General features: G+C 31.2%; 12 protein-coding genes. All 12 read right to left on the reverse strand.

Features of this window, described 5'->3' with window-relative positions; all coding sequences use genetic code 11:
* Window positions 1-245: 245 nt before the first annotated feature.
* A complete protein-coding gene (locus BLV79_RS12425; RefSeq protein WP_083354442.1) occupies window positions 246-1,142 on the reverse strand; it encodes a hypothetical protein in 897 nt (298 codons plus the stop codon).
* Window positions 1,143-1,290: 148 nt separating this feature from the next.
* Complete coding sequence (gene dnaJ / locus BLV79_RS04540) at window positions 1,291-2,451, reverse strand: molecular chaperone DnaJ (RefSeq protein ID WP_083354443.1); 1,161 nt, start codon at window positions 2,449-2,451, stop codon at window positions 1,291-1,293.
* Between the two features lie 99 nt (window positions 2,452-2,550).
* Window positions 2,551-4,434 carry a molecular chaperone DnaK gene (gene dnaK / locus BLV79_RS04545; protein WP_074716556.1) on the reverse strand — a complete coding sequence of 628 codons (1,884 nt, stop codon included), beginning with the start codon at window positions 4,432-4,434 and terminating at the stop codon, window positions 2,551-2,553.
* A 166-nt stretch (window positions 4,435-4,600) separates the two neighbouring features.
* Entirely contained in the window at window positions 4,601-5,227 is a 627-nt protein-coding gene (grpE, locus tag BLV79_RS04550) for a nucleotide exchange factor GrpE (protein WP_074716607.1), read from the reverse strand.
* An 86-nt stretch (window positions 5,228-5,313) separates the two neighbouring features.
* On the reverse strand, window positions 5,314-6,414 hold the full coding sequence (gene hrcA / locus BLV79_RS04555; RefSeq protein ID WP_074716558.1) for a heat-inducible transcriptional repressor HrcA: 1,101 nt from the start codon (window positions 6,412-6,414) through the stop codon (window positions 5,314-5,316).
* Window positions 6,415-6,634: 220 nt separating this feature from the next.
* Window positions 6,635-7,810, reverse strand: a complete 1,176-nt coding sequence (hemW, locus tag BLV79_RS04560) for a radical SAM family heme chaperone HemW (protein WP_074716560.1) — start codon at window positions 7,808-7,810, stop codon at window positions 6,635-6,637.
* A gap of 41 nt (window positions 7,811-7,851) precedes the next feature.
* Window positions 7,852-9,663 (reverse strand): translation elongation factor 4, encoded by a 1,812-nt coding sequence (gene lepA, locus BLV79_RS04565; protein ID WP_074716563.1) that lies wholly within the window; start codon window positions 9,661-9,663, stop codon window positions 7,852-7,854.
* A gap of 123 nt (window positions 9,664-9,786) precedes the next feature.
* Window positions 9,787-10,050 carry a 30S ribosomal protein S20 gene (gene rpsT / locus BLV79_RS04570; RefSeq protein WP_242871429.1) on the reverse strand — a complete coding sequence of 88 codons (264 nt, stop codon included), beginning with the start codon at window positions 10,048-10,050 and terminating at the stop codon, window positions 9,787-9,789.
* A gap of 134 nt (window positions 10,051-10,184) precedes the next feature.
* Window positions 10,185-11,174, reverse strand: a complete 990-nt coding sequence (holA, locus tag BLV79_RS04575) for a DNA polymerase III subunit delta (RefSeq protein ID WP_074716567.1) — start codon at window positions 11,172-11,174, stop codon at window positions 10,185-10,187.
* A gap of 4 nt (window positions 11,175-11,178) precedes the next feature.
* Window positions 11,179-13,788 (reverse strand): DNA internalization-related competence protein ComEC/Rec2, encoded by a 2,610-nt coding sequence (locus BLV79_RS04580; RefSeq protein WP_074716569.1) that lies wholly within the window; start codon window positions 13,786-13,788, stop codon window positions 11,179-11,181.
* On the reverse strand, window positions 13,789-14,712 hold the full coding sequence (locus tag BLV79_RS04585; RefSeq protein ID WP_074716571.1) for a GerMN domain-containing protein: 924 nt from the start codon (window positions 14,710-14,712) through the stop codon (window positions 13,789-13,791).
* A gap of 8 nt (window positions 14,713-14,720) precedes the next feature.
* Window positions 14,721-16,190 (reverse strand): sensor histidine kinase, encoded by a 1,470-nt coding sequence (locus tag BLV79_RS04590; protein WP_074716573.1) that lies wholly within the window; start codon window positions 16,188-16,190, stop codon window positions 14,721-14,723.
* Between the last annotated feature and the right edge of the window lie 4 nt (window positions 16,191-16,194).

Genomic DNA, 16,194 nt, shown 5'->3' on the forward strand with positions numbered 1-16,194 from the left:
TTCAACCTCTCTATTTATAATAGTGTCATATGATTTACTTCACAGTGCACTTCTTTATTATCGATTTATATATATTGTTTCTATTACTTCTAATTTTTTTACATAATCCTTAAAATTATATCACAAAAAACTTTGCATAACAAGTAACAGTATTTTTAAAACTTAAAAACTCATTCTTCTATGTTTTATGACACCAACCCGTAAAATCCACGGTGTACCTTAACACAAAAAAATGAGTTTTTATATTATTTTCCAAACCTTTTTATCAATTCATCATATTCTTTATTTATTTCTTGTATAGTCCCTGTGTCACCTTCTAAGTTGTCCGGATGATATATTTTTATTAAATCTTTATATCTTTTTTTTGCTGAATCACTTGAACTAACACCAATAAAAAATAATTCTCCACTTACTACTCTATCTTCAACTCTTGCCGGTTCTTTATATTCCTCAAACATAGCCACTTGTTTATAAAAGGTTTTTTGTTTTTCTAGTTTTTCTTTTTGATAGGCTAATTTTTTTAATTCGGTCTCTAATATCTTGAATTTATTTTCAAATAATGATTCCTGGTTTTTTAATTGCTTTTCCAAAAACATATTATTCGATTTCTGTTCTCTTTTTTCTTTTTCAAAATTCTCTTTTTCTTTTTTTAAATTTTTTCTTTCTAATTCTAAATTTTCCACTTGCGCTTTTAAATTCTTTTTTTCCCTTTCAACTTCTTTAGCTAACCCAACCATATCTTCTCTTTGTTTTTCAAGACTTTTTACTTCTTCCTCAACCTGCTCTTTAATATTTTCCAATTTAGTTTTAAATAATTCAAAACTTCTCTTTTCATCTTCAAATTTTTCTTTTTCCTTAGCAAATTTAACTTTTTCATCTCGCAAAATTTGAATCTGTTCCCTAAACAAAGCAACTTTCTTTTGGTATTCAACATACTGATTCTTTAGCGCTTGTTCTTTTAGACTTAAATCATTCGTAGCTGTAGCTGTGCCAAAATAAGCATTTTTACTGGTCTTTTCTATCCCTTGTGAATTTGCATTCATATTTGCATTTGCGTTTATATTTTTATTTTTTAAACTTTGTGTATTATTTTCACTCGTTTCAAATTGTTTTTCAAATTTTAAGCCTATCCTTTTTCTCATATACTGATCCTCTCTATCCTTTTTATATGCTTATTTCCCTTTATCAACCCAACTATAAGTATTAAATCGGCTAAAAAACATTATTTATAAACAAAAAACAATACGATAGAACATACACAAATATGTACATATCGTATTGTCTCAAAAATTATCCAAAGAACTTTTCAAATGGTCCTTTTTTCTTTTCTTTTGGAATATCAACTGTATCCACTTCTTTATTAAGAGAATCGCCTGTTGCTTTATCAAATTCTCTTAAAGCCGCTTCTGCTTCTTTTGAAATCTTAGTAGGTGTCTTAATTACTAATGTAACATAATGATCACCACGTACATCCTTGTTTCTAAGTGAAGGCACTCCTTTACCTCTTAGTCGAATTCTTGTACCTGTCTGAGTTCCAGCACCAACTGTATAAATTATATCTCCATCAACAGTCTTAATTCTAATATCTCCACCTAAAACAGCAATTGGATAAGAAATACTTACTGTTGAATAAATATCCATATCTTGTCTTTCAAAATCATTACTTCTGGCTACTACAACTTCAACTAGAAGATCTCCTCTAGGGCCTCCATTAACACCAGGTTCTCCATATCCACGAACTCTAACAGACTGTCCATTATTAATACCTGCTGGAATATCTACTTGCTTATGAACTCTCTTTGCTATATAGCCTGTTCCATGACAATGTGGACATTTTTCTTTAACGATTTTACCTGTTCCATTACAATCTGGACAAGTTTGAACATTTTGAACCATTCCAAAAAGTGATTGCTGTGAATATACAATTTTACCTTTTCCACCGCATCGAGAACATGTAACTTTATCTGTTCCTTTTTTAGCTCCTGAACCATGACATTCGCTACATTCTTCTTTATATGTGAAATCTAAGTCCTTTGTGCATCCGAAAATCGCTTCGTGGAATGAAATTCTAACTTGCATTCTTACGTGAGCACCCTGTCTTGGTCCATTATTGTTGGCACGACGAGATCCTCCACCAAAAAAGTCTCCGAAAATATCTCCAAAAATATCTCCCATATCCATCCCAGAAAAATCGAATCCACCTGCTCCTGCACCTGCGCCACCGTCAAATGCAGCATGACCAAATTGATCATATTTTCTTCTATTTTCTTCATCACTTAAGACGGCATATGCTTCTTGAATTTCTTTAAATTTTTCTTCACATTCCTTATCACCTGGATGCATATCTGGATGATATTTCTTTGCCTGAGCACGAAACGCCTTCTTAATCTCTGCTTGAGATGCGTCCTTTGACACACCTAATACTTCATAAAAATCTCTTTTATCTGCCATATTTTTACCTTTTCACCTAATTTTACATCAATACCCGATAAGTAACCTTACCGGGTATTAACATTTAGTTTATAGAGTTAAAATATCGTTTGCTATTTATTAAACTTCTTTAAAATCAGCATCGATAACATCATCAGCAGCACCATTATTTGCTGAATTTGTTGTGTTAGCTCCGCTCATGTCTGGGCCTGCTTGTCCAGCCTGTCCTGCCTGAGCCTGAGCTTGCTCATACATTTTAGCAAATACTTTTTGTGAGCTCTGTGTTAATTTTTCTTGTGCTGCTTTTAAGTCAGCAATTTCAGAATCTGTCATCTTATCAGCTTCTGGATGAGCTTCTAAGATATCTTTTACAGCTTTGATATCAGCTTCTACTGCACTCTTATCTGCTGCATCAATTTTATCTCCAACCTGTTTTAAAGCATCCTCTGTCTGGAATACATATGAATCTGCTTCATTTCTAGCATCAATTGCTTCTTTTCTCTTCTTATCCTGTGCTTCAAATTCAGCAGCTTCTTTTACAGCCTTATCGATTTCATCATCTGACATGTTTGAACCAGATGTGATTGTAATATGCTGTTCTTTTCCTGTTCCTAAATCTTTAGCTGATACATTAACAATACCGTTTGCATCGATATCAAATGTAACTTCAATCTGTGGAACACCACGACGTGCTGGTGGAATACCATCTAATCTAAATTGTCCAAGTGATTTATTATCACGGGCAAACTGTCTTTCACCTTGTACTACGTTGATATCTACTGCTGTCTGATTATCTGCTGCTGTAGAGAAAATCTGACTCTTCTTAGTAGGAATTGTTGTATTTCTTTCGATTAATTTTGTGGCAATACCACCCATTGTTTCAATTGAAAGTGATAGTGGAGTAACATCAAGTAATAAGATATCACCAGCACCTGCATCTCCTGCAAGTTTACCACCTTGAACTGACGCACCAAGAGCTACACACTCATCTGGATTTAAACTCTTACTTGGCTCTTTTCCTGTTAATTGTTTTACTTTATCCTGTACAGCTGGAATACGTGTTGAACCACCAACTAATAATACCTGGCTTAATTCAGCATTTGTAAGACCAGCATCTCTCATAGCATTCTGAACTGGTACAGCTGTTCTTTCAACAAGATCATGTGTTAATTCGTTGAATTTAGCTCTTGTTAAATTCATATCAAAATGTTTTGGACCTTCAGCTGTTGCAGTAATGAATGGAAGGTTGATATTTGTTGTAGTAGCAGATGATAATTCTTTCTTAGCCTTCTCAGCTGCTTCTTTTAATCTCTGTAATGCCATCTTATCTTGTGATAAGTCAACCCCTTCAGCTTTCTTGAATTCTTCAATCATCCAATTAGTAATAGCATTATCAAAGTCATCTCCACCAAGTCTTGTATCACCGTTTGTAGATAATACCTCGATTACACCATCACCGATTTCAATAATAGATACATCAAATGTACCACCGCCTAAATCATATACCATGATTTTTTGCTCTGTTCCGTTATCAAGACCATAAGCTAATGCAGCTGCTGTTGGCTCGTTGATAATTCTTTTTACATCAAGACCTGCAATTTTACCTGCATCTTTTGTAGCCTGACGTTGAGCATCATTGAAGTAAGCAGGTACTGTAATTACAGCCTCTGTTACTTTTTCTCCTAAATATCCTTCAGCATCAGCTTTCAATTTTTGTAATACCATTGCAGAAATCTGTTGTGGTGAATATTGTTTATCATCAATTGATACTTTATAATCAGATCCCATATGTCTTTTAATAGATGAGATTGTTTTTTCTGCATTTGTTACTGCCTGACGTTTAGCTGGTTCACCAACTAATCTTTCACCTGTTTTTGTAAACGCTACAATTGAAGGAGTAGTTCTTGCACCTTCCTGATTTGCGATAACTGTTGGTTGTCCACCTTCCATAACAGCTACGCAACTATTTGTTGTTCCTAAATCAATACCTATGATTTTACCCATATCTTATGACCTCCTAATTAATATCTTAATCAATCAAAAAATTGCTATTTGTAAATTTATTGTTTATATCATGCCAATTGCATAATATTTTATACTCAACCACAATATGTGGATTTAAACTTATTGAAGTTAAACTATCACTCTCAACTAATGAATTAGCTAACTACTATTGTGCTACAGCAACCATGCTATGTCTTAGAACTTCGTCTTTGTATGTATATCCTTTTAATAATTCCTGTGCTACACATCCTACCTCAACTTCGTCACTTTCAACTTGCATTACTGCATTATGTTTTGCTGGATCAAATTCTTCGCCAACACATTCAATTGGTTTAACACCAGCTTTTTCTAACTCAGTTACTAACTGTTTGTAGATTTTTTCCATTCCATCAGCAAAAGCACTATCTTTTTCTTCTTCAGTAACAGCACTCAAGCCTCTTTCAAAATTATCTACAATTGGAAGGACCTTTTCTAAAATCGTTTTCGCACCCATATCAAACATCTGTGCTTTTTCTTTTTCAGTTCTTTTTCTAAAATTATCAAATTCGGCCATCTGACGTTTAAGTCTATCAGTCAAATCTTCAATTTGTTCGTCTTTCTTATCTTTTTTATTTTTCTTTTTTTCTTTTTTATCTTTTTTTGATTTTTTTTCATCTTGATTTGCTTCTTCTGAAGCTTTCTCATTTTCTAATTCAGAAGATGTTTCTTCAACAACCTCTTCGTCTACCTCTTTGTTAATATCTTTATTAACTTCCTCATTTTCTAATTCAACGTTTTCAACGTCTTTATTCATCTGATCTACCACTTTGTTTCCGCCTTTCTATAAATAGGTGGTCAACCCTTTATTTGTCATTATATTAAAAATCAAAACTATATTTTTTAATTATTATCAAATGAATCATTCGAGTCATTTTTCATGCTCTTATCTGTAATTACATTCTTATTAAACATACCCTCTAATTGTTTCTTTAGGCTTTTTAAATTATGCATTACATTCTCATAATCCATTCTTTTTGGTCCAATAATACCAACAGTACCTTTAACTCCATCTCCTAAATCATATGTTGCAGTTACCACACTACAATCTTTCATGGTTTGTATTGGAGCTTCATTACCAATATAAACTTGAATACCTGTTTCTTCTCTATTCTCTGTAGTATCTGTTACTAAATTGACCAACTCTTCTTTATCTTCAAAAGTCTCAAGTAAATGAGTAACCTTCTCTGCATCTGACAACTCAGGATATTTTAAAATATTAGTTGCACCACTTGTATATATTTCTAAATTGTCATCTTCCTCAAAAGATTTCGAAAGAGTATCTAATACATCATTAACAATTGAACTATGATTTCCAGCTTTCTCTTTTATCTTTGAAATAACACCAAGGTTAATCTCTTCAATAGATAAGCCATTCAACGCTGTATTCAATAAAATATTAAGCTTTAATAAACTTTCATTGTCAACTTTCTCATCAACATCAATAATTCTATTTCTTACAACATTAGAATTTAAAACAACTACTGCTAAAATCTGTCGTTCATCAACACATGATAACTGAATAAACTTAACTTTATTGTCACTCTTATGTGCTGCCGTTATCATTGTCGCATAATTTGTATTATTAGCAAGAAGCTTTGCCACTTGCTTTAACACCTGTTCCATTTTCTGAGTTTTCTCGATTACAAACTCTTTCATATCTGTAACCTCTTTATCCTTTTCTTGGATAAGGTGATCTACATAAAATCTGTAACCTTTATCAGATGGAATCCTTCCTGCAGATGTATGTGGCTGCAAAATATAACCTAAGTCTTCTAAATCAGACATCTCATTACGAATTGTAGCTGAACTCAAATTCAAATCGGTGTATTTAGAAATTGTTCTTGACCCTACAGGCTCTCCAGTCGCTAAATAGTTACGGATTATTGCATCTAAGATTTTAACTTTTCTTTCATCTAATTGCTCTGCATCGTCCTTCATCATTTATTGCTCCTGTTTCGTTTTTTATTAGCACTCATTCTTTTTGAGTGCTAATATCTTATGTATTTAATATAATACCACTACTTTTTTTTGTCAACACTTATTTAGTAAAAAAATAATTTTTTCATACTATCAAAAAGGATCCACTTAAAAAAGCCTTAAAAATCAAGCTTTTTTAAGTGAATCCAAATTATAGTTTATAAAATTTTTATATTACACTTTATTAATCTAAAAGAAAAAGAGACATACAATAATTAGCTAAATCTGCTCCTTTATCTGTCAAGAAAATCCGCCCTTGATTTTGCTCTAATAGTCCTTCTCTTTTTAGTTTATCAAGCGTAAGTTTATATACACCTTCTATAGGTATATTAAAATTTTTCTCGAAATCGTCTCTAGCGACTCCATTATTCATTCTAAGGCCAAGAAACATAAATTCTTCCATTTGATCTTGTTTAGACAGCGTCTGTACTGTTTCATGAATATTATTATATAAATCTAATTTCTGAGTAGCTTTTATATAATCATAGATATCTCTTTTATTTGAATAACGTACATTATCAATTAAAGAGGCTGCTCCCAATCCTACTCCTAGGTAATCTTTTCGTTGCCAATATCCTATGTTATGTTTGCACTCCAATCCTTTTTTTGCAAAATTAGAAGTTTCATATTGGAGATAACCAGCTTTTTTTAGAGTTTCTTGCGTCATTTTACACATAGCATAAACTTCGTCTTCATTCGGCAAAGCTTCCGTCCTCATTCCTGCGTGTTGTTTGTCATCATCACATTTAAACTTATCGTAAAAAGGCGTACCTTCTTCTATAATCAGTGAATAAACTGACACATGCTCTGGTTTAAGACGAATAACATCATTTAATGACTTCATAAAATCCTCTATCTTTTGATATGGCAAACCGCTTATCAAATCTATATTTATATTATCAAAGCCGCATTCTCTTGCCATATCATATATTTTCAGGAACTGTTCAAATGTGTGAACCCTTCCTAATAATTTTAGTTCTTTATCGCTTGTAGACTGCAAACCAATACTTAATCTGTTAATTCCAGCTTTCTTATAACTTTCCATCGCCGGTTTAACTACAGTTCCCGGATTTGCTTCTAACGTAACCTCAGCATCTTCAGCCACACAAAAATTGCCTTTTATTACGTCTACAATAGAAACAAGCAAATTATAGTCCAACCATGACGGAGTTCCTCCACCAATAAAAATTGAGACTATTTTTCTATCTTTTAACCTTGAGGCATAATATAATAATTCTCTAATTAGTGCATCAACATATTCTTTTTGAGTTTTTGCATTCGCAGAAAAAGACAAAAAATCACAATAATCACATTTTTTTATGCAAAAAGGAATATGTACATATAACTCTAACTCTTCCATTTCTTATTCCTCACATTACTTTTTGATGTTTTTCTGACATCTTATTCCTCATCCAATTTAAGAACGCTCATAAATGCTTCTTGTGGAATTTCAACATTACCTACCTGACGCATTCTCTTCTTACCTTCTTTTTGTTTTTCAAGAAGTTTCTTCTTACGAGAAATATCCCCACCGTAACATTTGGCTAAAACATCTTTTCTCATAGCTTTAACGGTTTCTCTAGCGATTACCTTACCGCCAACAGCTGCCTGAATTGGTATTTCAAATAAATGTCTTGGTATTTCTTTTTTGAGTTTTTCACACATCTTTCTTCCACGTTCATATGCACTTTCTTTGAAAACAATAAACGATAACGCATCAACGACTTCTTTATTGATAAGCATATCTAATTTTACTAATGTTGAACGCTCATAACCTTTAAATTCATAATCAAATGAAGCATATCCTCTTGAACGTGATTTTAATGCATCAAAGAAATCATAGATTATTTCATTTAATGGTAAGTCATATTTAATAAGAGCTCTTGTCTCTTCAATGTATTCCATACTCAAATAAATACCTCTACGTTCCTGACATAACTTCATGATTGCACCTACATAATCGCTTGTAACCATTATTTCAGCTGACACATATGGTTCTTCCATGTAATCTATTTCTGATGGATCAGGAAGATTAGATGGGTTAGTAACTTCTACCATTTCTCCGTTTGTCTTATGCACACGATAAATAACACCTGGTGCAGTTGTTACAAGATCTAGATTAAACTCTCTTTCTAATCTTTCTTGAACGATTTCTAAATGTAATAATCCTAAAAATCCACATCTAAAACCAAATCCTAATGCCTGTGATGTTTCTGCCTCAAATTGTAACGCTGCATCATTTACCTGTAATTTTTCTAACGCATCTCTTAAATCTGGATACTTAGAACTATCTGCTGGATACAATCCACAATAAACCATAGGATTTACTTTTTTATATCCTGGAAGAGCTTCTTTACATGGATTATCAACCGTTGTAATTGTATCACCAACTTGTGTATCTCTTACATTTTTAATACTTGCTGCTATATAACCAACCATTCCAGCTGACAATTCGTCACATGGAATAAATTGTCCGGCTCCAAAATAACCAACTTCTGTTACAACATCAGATGCACCAGTTGCCATCATTTTGATTGTATCACCAACTTTTACAGTACCTTCCATAACTCTACAAAATACAATTACTCCTTTATAGGAATCATATAAAGCATCGAAAATAAGAGCTTTAAATGGGGCCTTTGAATCACCTTGTGGTGCAGGAATCTTTTCTACAATTTGTTCTAACACCTGATCTATGTTAAGACCTGTTTTTGCAGATATTTTTGGTGCATCCATAGCTTCAATTCCGATTACATCTTCAATTTCTTGAGCAACTTCTTCTGGACGAGCCGATGGAAGATCAACCTTATTGATTACTGGCAAAACATCTAAGTCATGATCAATAGCTAAATAAACATTAGCAAGTGTCTGTGCCTCTACACCTTGTGCCGCATCAACTACTAGAATTGCACCATCACATGCAGCTAAACTTCTTGATACTTCATAATTAAAATCCACATGTCCTGGTGTATCTATTAAGTTAAAAATATATTCTTCTCCATTTTTTGCTGTATAAATAATACGCACAGCCTGAGATTTAATTGTTATTCCACGTTCTCTTTCAAGCTCCATGTTATCAAGCACCTGTGCCTGCATTTCACGGCTTGTCAATGTTCCTGTACTTTCAATAATTCTATCAGCTAAAGTGGATTTACCATGATCGATATGCGCTATAATACAAAAATTTCTAATTTTACTTTGATCTATGGACATAATAACCCTCTCTTTTCTTTTTAAATATTTTTATATATTAATGATAAAACATTATTTTTTATTGAAAAAAAGGCACCAGTATGACGGTACTGATGCCTTTGTATATTCACTATACGAAACCTATTAAGCTACGCTGTTAACCATTTTAGTTAAGCGTGATACTTTTCTAGCTACGTTGTTCTTATGGTAAATTCCCTTTGAACCAGCTTTCTCAATTGTTGCGATAGCTTCTTTTAAAGCAACTGTTGCAGCAGCTTTATCTTTAGCAGCTACAGTAGCCTCTACCTTTTTAATTGATGTTTTAACTGCTGATTTAATTGATTTATTTCTTGCAGTTCTTGCTTCTGTAACTAGAATTCTTTTTTTTGCAGATTTAATGTTAGCCAATCTGTACACCTCCAATGTATTGAATTGTTATTGTTCATGATTGTTACATCAACCCGGACACGGACGTTTTAATGTAAACATACTTCATTATGATAGTCTATATATCCGTTAATGTCAATGGATTTTTGTAAAAATTAATTATTTTTTATATTACTATATTTTACAATAAATAATTCTACAGCGATTTGGGCATTTAGCTGTCCAGTCTTAACCATTTCCTCAAGCTCAACTCCATATTTAACCGCTTCTTTTAACTGTTCTAATGTGAAGCTTCTCGCTTGATTCTGATTTTTTCGAACACTCCAATTAGGACATCCTGCGTACTTTGAAATATCTGATGCACCAAATCCCTGATTAGTCATTGCTTTTACAATTTCCAAAATATGAAACTGTCTTGTAATCAAAAACATAATCCTCATAGGTGGTTCTTTTAAAAACAATAAATCATTATACAATTCAATGGCTTTCTTAGGTTGTTTTAAAGCTATTGCATCAACCATTTCAAAAACTTTATTTGAAATCTGTTCTGTGGTTATTTCTTCGACATCAGCCCTTTCTATTATATCTTTGTCATAAGTATAACAAACAAGTTTTTCCAACTCTTTATCTATGTTTTCCATGTCTGTTCCGACTCTTTGAATAAAAAGTAAAAAAGCATCTCTTGTGATTCTTTTATTATCTTTTTTTAGTCTTATAGAAATCCACTTCTCAAGGACCTTATCGTTTTGCTCTCCAAACTCAACTGCCAATCCTGTTTTATCAATACTTTTGTATAAACGATTTCTTTTATCTATTTCATTTTCTACCCAAATTAAAATTGATGTATCTGGAATCTGATCAATATATTCGGCAACTTCATCTGCATTTTTTTTGAATAAGCCACTGTCTTCGATAAGAATCACTCGGTGTTCTGACAAAAACGGCATAGTTTCTGATAGTTGTATCATTTCGTGATAATCAAAATTATCCGAATTAAAAACGGTATAATTCATCGAATCACCTTCTGGCACCAAAGCCTTTATTAATTTTTCTTTATATTGTTTTTTTAGATACGCCTCTTCTCCATACAAAAGATAGACTTTTTTAAATGTATTATTTTTTATATCTTCATCAATTCTTCTCATATATCTATTTTATCACAGAAAGCTTTTGTTTTACAACAAAGGAACTTTTATTTTTTCTAATCTTAATCTGTCCTCCTTCCATTGTATAAAAAATATTAACACACTCTTTACGAATTCTCGAAATTGCCTCTTTATTTGGATGCCCATACCGATTGTTTTTGCCACATGAAACTGTAGTAACTTTAGGCTTGATTTTTTTCAACAAATCTGAAGTATTAGAAAACTTTGAACCATGATGTATTGCTTTATAAAAAAATAGATTCGATTCAATATTTAATTCTTTTTCTTTTTCCCCATTAAGATCTCCTGCAAAAAGGCCTGTAAATTCTTTATCTTTTAGAATAAAACTAAGCGACAACAAATTCCTGTCCTTTAATTCTTCTTCGGTAAAGTCGGCTTTTTTGGTAGGATATAAAATCTGAATTTCTGTATCTTTCAAACATAATTTATCTCCGCCTTCTACATAAATAATTTTAACTTTTTTCATTTTAGCAAGTTGTACGATTTTATCATACGCCTCATCTTTTGGCATCATACTTGACAAAACTAAATTTCTAACATCGTAACCTTCTTCTAGCACTTCTAAAAAGCCAGAAATATGATCTGCATCTCCATGCGATATAAACCAATAATCTATTTTTTTTATACCTCTTGATTTTAAAAAAGGCAAAATTTTATATTTTCCTATTTCTTTTTCATCCGTACTTCCTCCATCTATAAATAAATTATATTTACTAGAAGTAGACACAAATGTTGCGTCTCCTTGACCTATATCTAAAATATCAACTTCAAACCCTAATGGTTTTCTAAAAAATGCTATGAAAAATAATATGATTATATATACTGCAAATTTTTTATTATTATCTTTCAAGTGATTTTTAACTCCTTTATTTGAAGTTCTCATATCAGAAAAATTACTGTTTTCTTTAGCATTCTCTCGATAACTAGACGTCATTAAGTAAAAAAGAAAGATCACTATGTAATAAACCACAAGTTGCCATATGCTAAGCTTTCCAACTATTACTGTTGAGTATGGAAATTTCATAAAAAGATTTCCAACCAAAGAATACAGATTCAAGAGTATATCCGCTGGCATCAAAACTATTCTTGAAAAAGATAATGTGATAAGGCCAATCAATCCACCTGCAACTCCACTGACGAAAATATATTCAAGAAGTGGAAGTAATATTAGATTAATCAAAAAGCTGTATGGTGATATTTCATAATAAGAATTTAAAATAATAGGAATTGTTGCTATTTGAATTGAGAAACTCATTAATATTTTTTTCTTTAAATCAATCTTGAATAATGTTTTTTGATTTGGTTTTTTAGAATTAGCATGTGCTTTTTCTATTAGTCTCGATTTTTGTTTGTCCAAATTGTATGTCAGATTTTTACCAATAGTTGCTATTGCTAAGACTGCTACAAACGACATTTGCAAACCACTATTTGAATAAAAAAAGGGATTATTCCATAATATAACCAATAGCATCAGACCAATTGAATTAATTGTATCGTATGTTCGACCAATTAAATTAGCAATTATCATAAGTATTATCATTCCAATTGCTCTAATCGATGAAATACTCATTCCTGTCAGATAACCATATGTAACTACTGAAAAAATAGATATTAATGCACTATTTTTATTAGAACATCCTAAACGTCTTAGTGAAAAATATAAACCTATTCCAAAAAAAGATACATGCATTCCTGATATTGCTAAAATATGAGAAAGCCCAAGTTTTTGATAAATTTCTTTTACCTGCTTATCTAAATATGATTTTTCACCAAGTATCATGTTAGATAATGTTCCGGCATTTATATAATTCAATTTCAATAAATAAACAAAGGATATTTTATTTTTTGTATTATACAGTTGTTCTAAATATTGATTCGATTTAAGCGTTCTTTTTTCTATCCAAGTATTGATAATAGAATAATCTATTTTTTGGCTAAAATAATATTGTTGTCCATCAAAATTTCCATCATTTCTAGCATTGTCAAACAATTTAACATTTCCCCTTAACAATATTGTCTCGCCTAAAAAACAATAGTCATTTTGAACATAGACCATGATATTGTTTGTTTTTAAAATGCTTGTTTCTATAATATTTTTTGATATTTTATTTGCTGATATATTACTCGATTTTATATTATTTGTTATTACTTTTGTATTTTTATCTTTTTTTATATTTATGTTTTTCTTAAATGTTAAATCGTATGTGCTGTTATGTGTCCAATCATTTTTCTTTAGATACACATTTTTTAAATAATAGCAGTATCCTTTAGATTTCTTTTCTTTCTTATATATTTTTCCTTGGGCAAACACTTGCTCGTCATTATTTAAATACTTTATATATTTTTCTCTAAAAGCAGCATCTTTATGAATCTTAAATGCTCCCATTAAAAATGGTACAATCAAAAAAATAATTATAAAACGGGATAAATTCTGAGATTTTTTATGAAAAACAAATAGAAATAAAACAGAAACAATTATAATTGAAAGAAAAAAAGAAATCTTAATAATTTTCGGGAAAAACGCTATATTCTCATATAGCATTATTCCCAGTAAAAACATAACTGACATACTAAAAAATGGATGTTTTTTCAATTAATCCTCCTTATTAGATACAATCAGTGAAAAATCAGGCGCATACATTTTAGATAATGCATAATTATATCTATAATTACCACTAGTATCGCCGTTAATTGAAATCTGAACTTTACTTACCTCATCAACTTGCGACAACGAATTTACAATTGAATAAATAACAACCGGTTCCGTTATCTCATAATTTTGATTTTTAAAGGTTTCATCTAAATTGACATAACATACACCATCCGAAACAGATACATTTATCAACTGTGTACCTTTTGGAATCGTTGCCAATAAACCTTTTTTCTCTGGTCCTTTAAGCAATTGCTGCATAATAAGCTTTTCTTTTGAAATATTTGAACTGTAATGTACAACCCTGTTTTCTTTTACAAGCTTATTACCATCTTCATTTGCAAAATATAGAGAAATTTCTTCTGTCATAATAGAATTAATTTGTTCTCCTGGATTATCAACAAAAGTCTCTTCATCCATATATCCTACAACATTTCCTGATAAATCTAACAATTCATCACCATTTATTGTAAATTTCACTTTATTAATTCCATTGACCTGAAGAAGCGTCCTTACAATTCCTGCTCTACAAAGAACTTCTTCTGTTGTACTTAATTCCTTGTATTTTTTATTAAAGTCAATAACCACTAAACCGTCAGACTGCGAAACCTTATTTATCTTAACATTATTTGGAATCGTTTGTCGTGCTTCTGTATTATCAGGCTTTTCTCTAAGTTGAGACAGAAGCTCTTTAATCAACTTCTTCTTGTCTGAAGTTGACGTTGGCTTATAATCTTGTGGAATTAATTTTGTAACATCAATATCTATATAAAATATTTTATAATCAGATGAAGACTTTTTATCACACCCAAAACTAAATGTAGCAATTAATAACAAAAGAAATACTAAAATAATTTTTTTATTCATACTGTCTCCTAAACTTTTATGTAATTGAGTGGAATTCTTACATCAAATGTTGTTCCTTCATTTAATACGCTATGAACTTTTATAGCACCTCGATGCATCAAAATAGAACTTCTTGTTATTGCTAATCCCAAGCCAGTTCCTCCAATTTCACGAGAATGTGATTTATCTACTCGATAAAATCTCTCATAAATATGTTCAAGCGACTCTTCCGGAATACCAATTCCATTATCCTCAACTTTAATGTAAAAATATTGATGATCTGCATTCAAAGAAACATGAACCCATCTTTGTTCATCATTACTTGCCTCTTCTTTATCATCTCTGACATTATATTTTATAGCATTTTCAACAAGATTAGTTATTGCTAATGTTATCTTAACTTCATCAACTTCAGCTGTAACCGGTCTGAAACTTTCTAAAACCACTTCAACATGTTGCTTATCTGCAATAGGCTGAAGGCGTTTCAAAATCTGTTCTAACAATTCGTTTATATTTAGAGAAGTTATATTTAGACTACCTTCTGACTTATCCATCTTAACTAATGACAATAAATCATTTATTATCTTGTTTTCTCTCTCTATTTCATTTGCAATATCACTCATAAATTCCTTATACATGCCAACCGGTACATCTTGCATCGAATTTAAAGAATCCGCTAAAACTTTCATTGAAGTAAGCGGTGTTTTAAGCTCATGTGATACATTAGATACAAATTCCTGACGTGAATCATCTATAACTTTATACTTATTAAGAACCAAATCCAACTTTTCACTAATCAAGTCAACCTCTGTAAATGTATTCATTGATTCAACTTTATCTGTATATCCGTGACAAACAGAATCAATTCCTGTTTCAAGTTTTTTCATTGGACGCACTAATTTAAGTGCAGCTAAAACACCTAAAAAAGTAAATAGAATTCCCACTGTCATTTCAATTATGAGTCCAACCTGCGACAAATACGTTTTATTTAAAACAATATTGTTAGTTGATACACTTACAAGCATTACTCCTAAGACACTATGGTTATCATCTTCAACATCAGAAACCGGTATCGTAAGTTCAATATAATGATCCTTCTTGTCATAGTTAATTAATTCTTTTCCTGCAAAAGTCTTAACAACCTGACCCGAAATAATAGTTCTACGTTCATCAATATTATAGGTATCATGAACTATCATATAATTCTTATCAACTAAAATGACACGTCCATCATATAGATTTGCCAATGTACTTACTTGTGATTCCACATCATTATCATCTTTGCCTGATAAAAAATCAGACTTAGCAATTTTATTAGCCAAAATCTTAGATTGACTTAAAATCTCACTTTCTCTAATAGAAACTGCTCGAGCCTCATATGAAGAAAGTATACCGATTCTTAAGATGTGGCAAGGCACAATTGCCATTACCACAAATATAATCATCAGTCTAAACTTCATACTTTTTATAAAATCTAGAAATTTTTTGTTTTTTAACATTTAC

This window comes from Lachnobacterium bovis DSM 14045 (genome assembly GCF_900107245.1).
Classification (GTDB): Bacteria; Bacillota; Clostridia; order Lachnospirales; family Lachnospiraceae; genus Roseburia; species Roseburia bovis.

Coding starts and splice junctions, on each gene's coding strand:
- hemW (WP_074716560.1), bottom strand. CDS start 7,810: ATGGAAGAGTTAGAGTTATATGTACATATTCCTTTTTGCATAAAAAAA.
- BLV79_RS04590 (WP_074716573.1), bottom strand. CDS start 16,190: ATGTTAAAAAACAAAAAATTTCTAGATTTTATAAAAAGTATGAAGTTT.
- BLV79_RS04585 (WP_074716571.1), bottom strand. CDS start 14,712: ATGAATAAAAAAATTATTTTAGTATTTCTTTTGTTATTAATTGCTACA.
- BLV79_RS12425 (WP_083354442.1), bottom strand. CDS start 1,142: ATGAGAAAAAGGATAGGCTTAAAATTTGAAAAACAATTTGAAACGAGT.
- holA (WP_074716567.1), bottom strand. CDS start 11,174: ATGAGAAGAATTGATGAAGATATAAAAAATAATACATTTAAAAAAGTC.
- lepA (WP_074716563.1), bottom strand. CDS start 9,663: ATGTCCATAGATCAAAGTAAAATTAGAAATTTTTGTATTATAGCGCAT.
- dnaJ (WP_083354443.1), bottom strand. CDS start 2,451: ATGGCAGATAAAAGAGATTTTTATGAAGTATTAGGTGTGTCAAAGGAC.
- dnaK (WP_074716556.1), bottom strand. CDS start 4,434: ATGGGTAAAATCATAGGTATTGATTTAGGAACAACAAATAGTTGCGTA.
- grpE (WP_074716607.1), bottom strand. CDS start 5,227: ATGAATAAAGACGTTGAAAACGTTGAATTAGAAAATGAGGAAGTTAAT.
- hrcA (WP_074716558.1), bottom strand. CDS start 6,414: ATGATGAAGGACGATGCAGAGCAATTAGATGAAAGAAAAGTTAAAATC.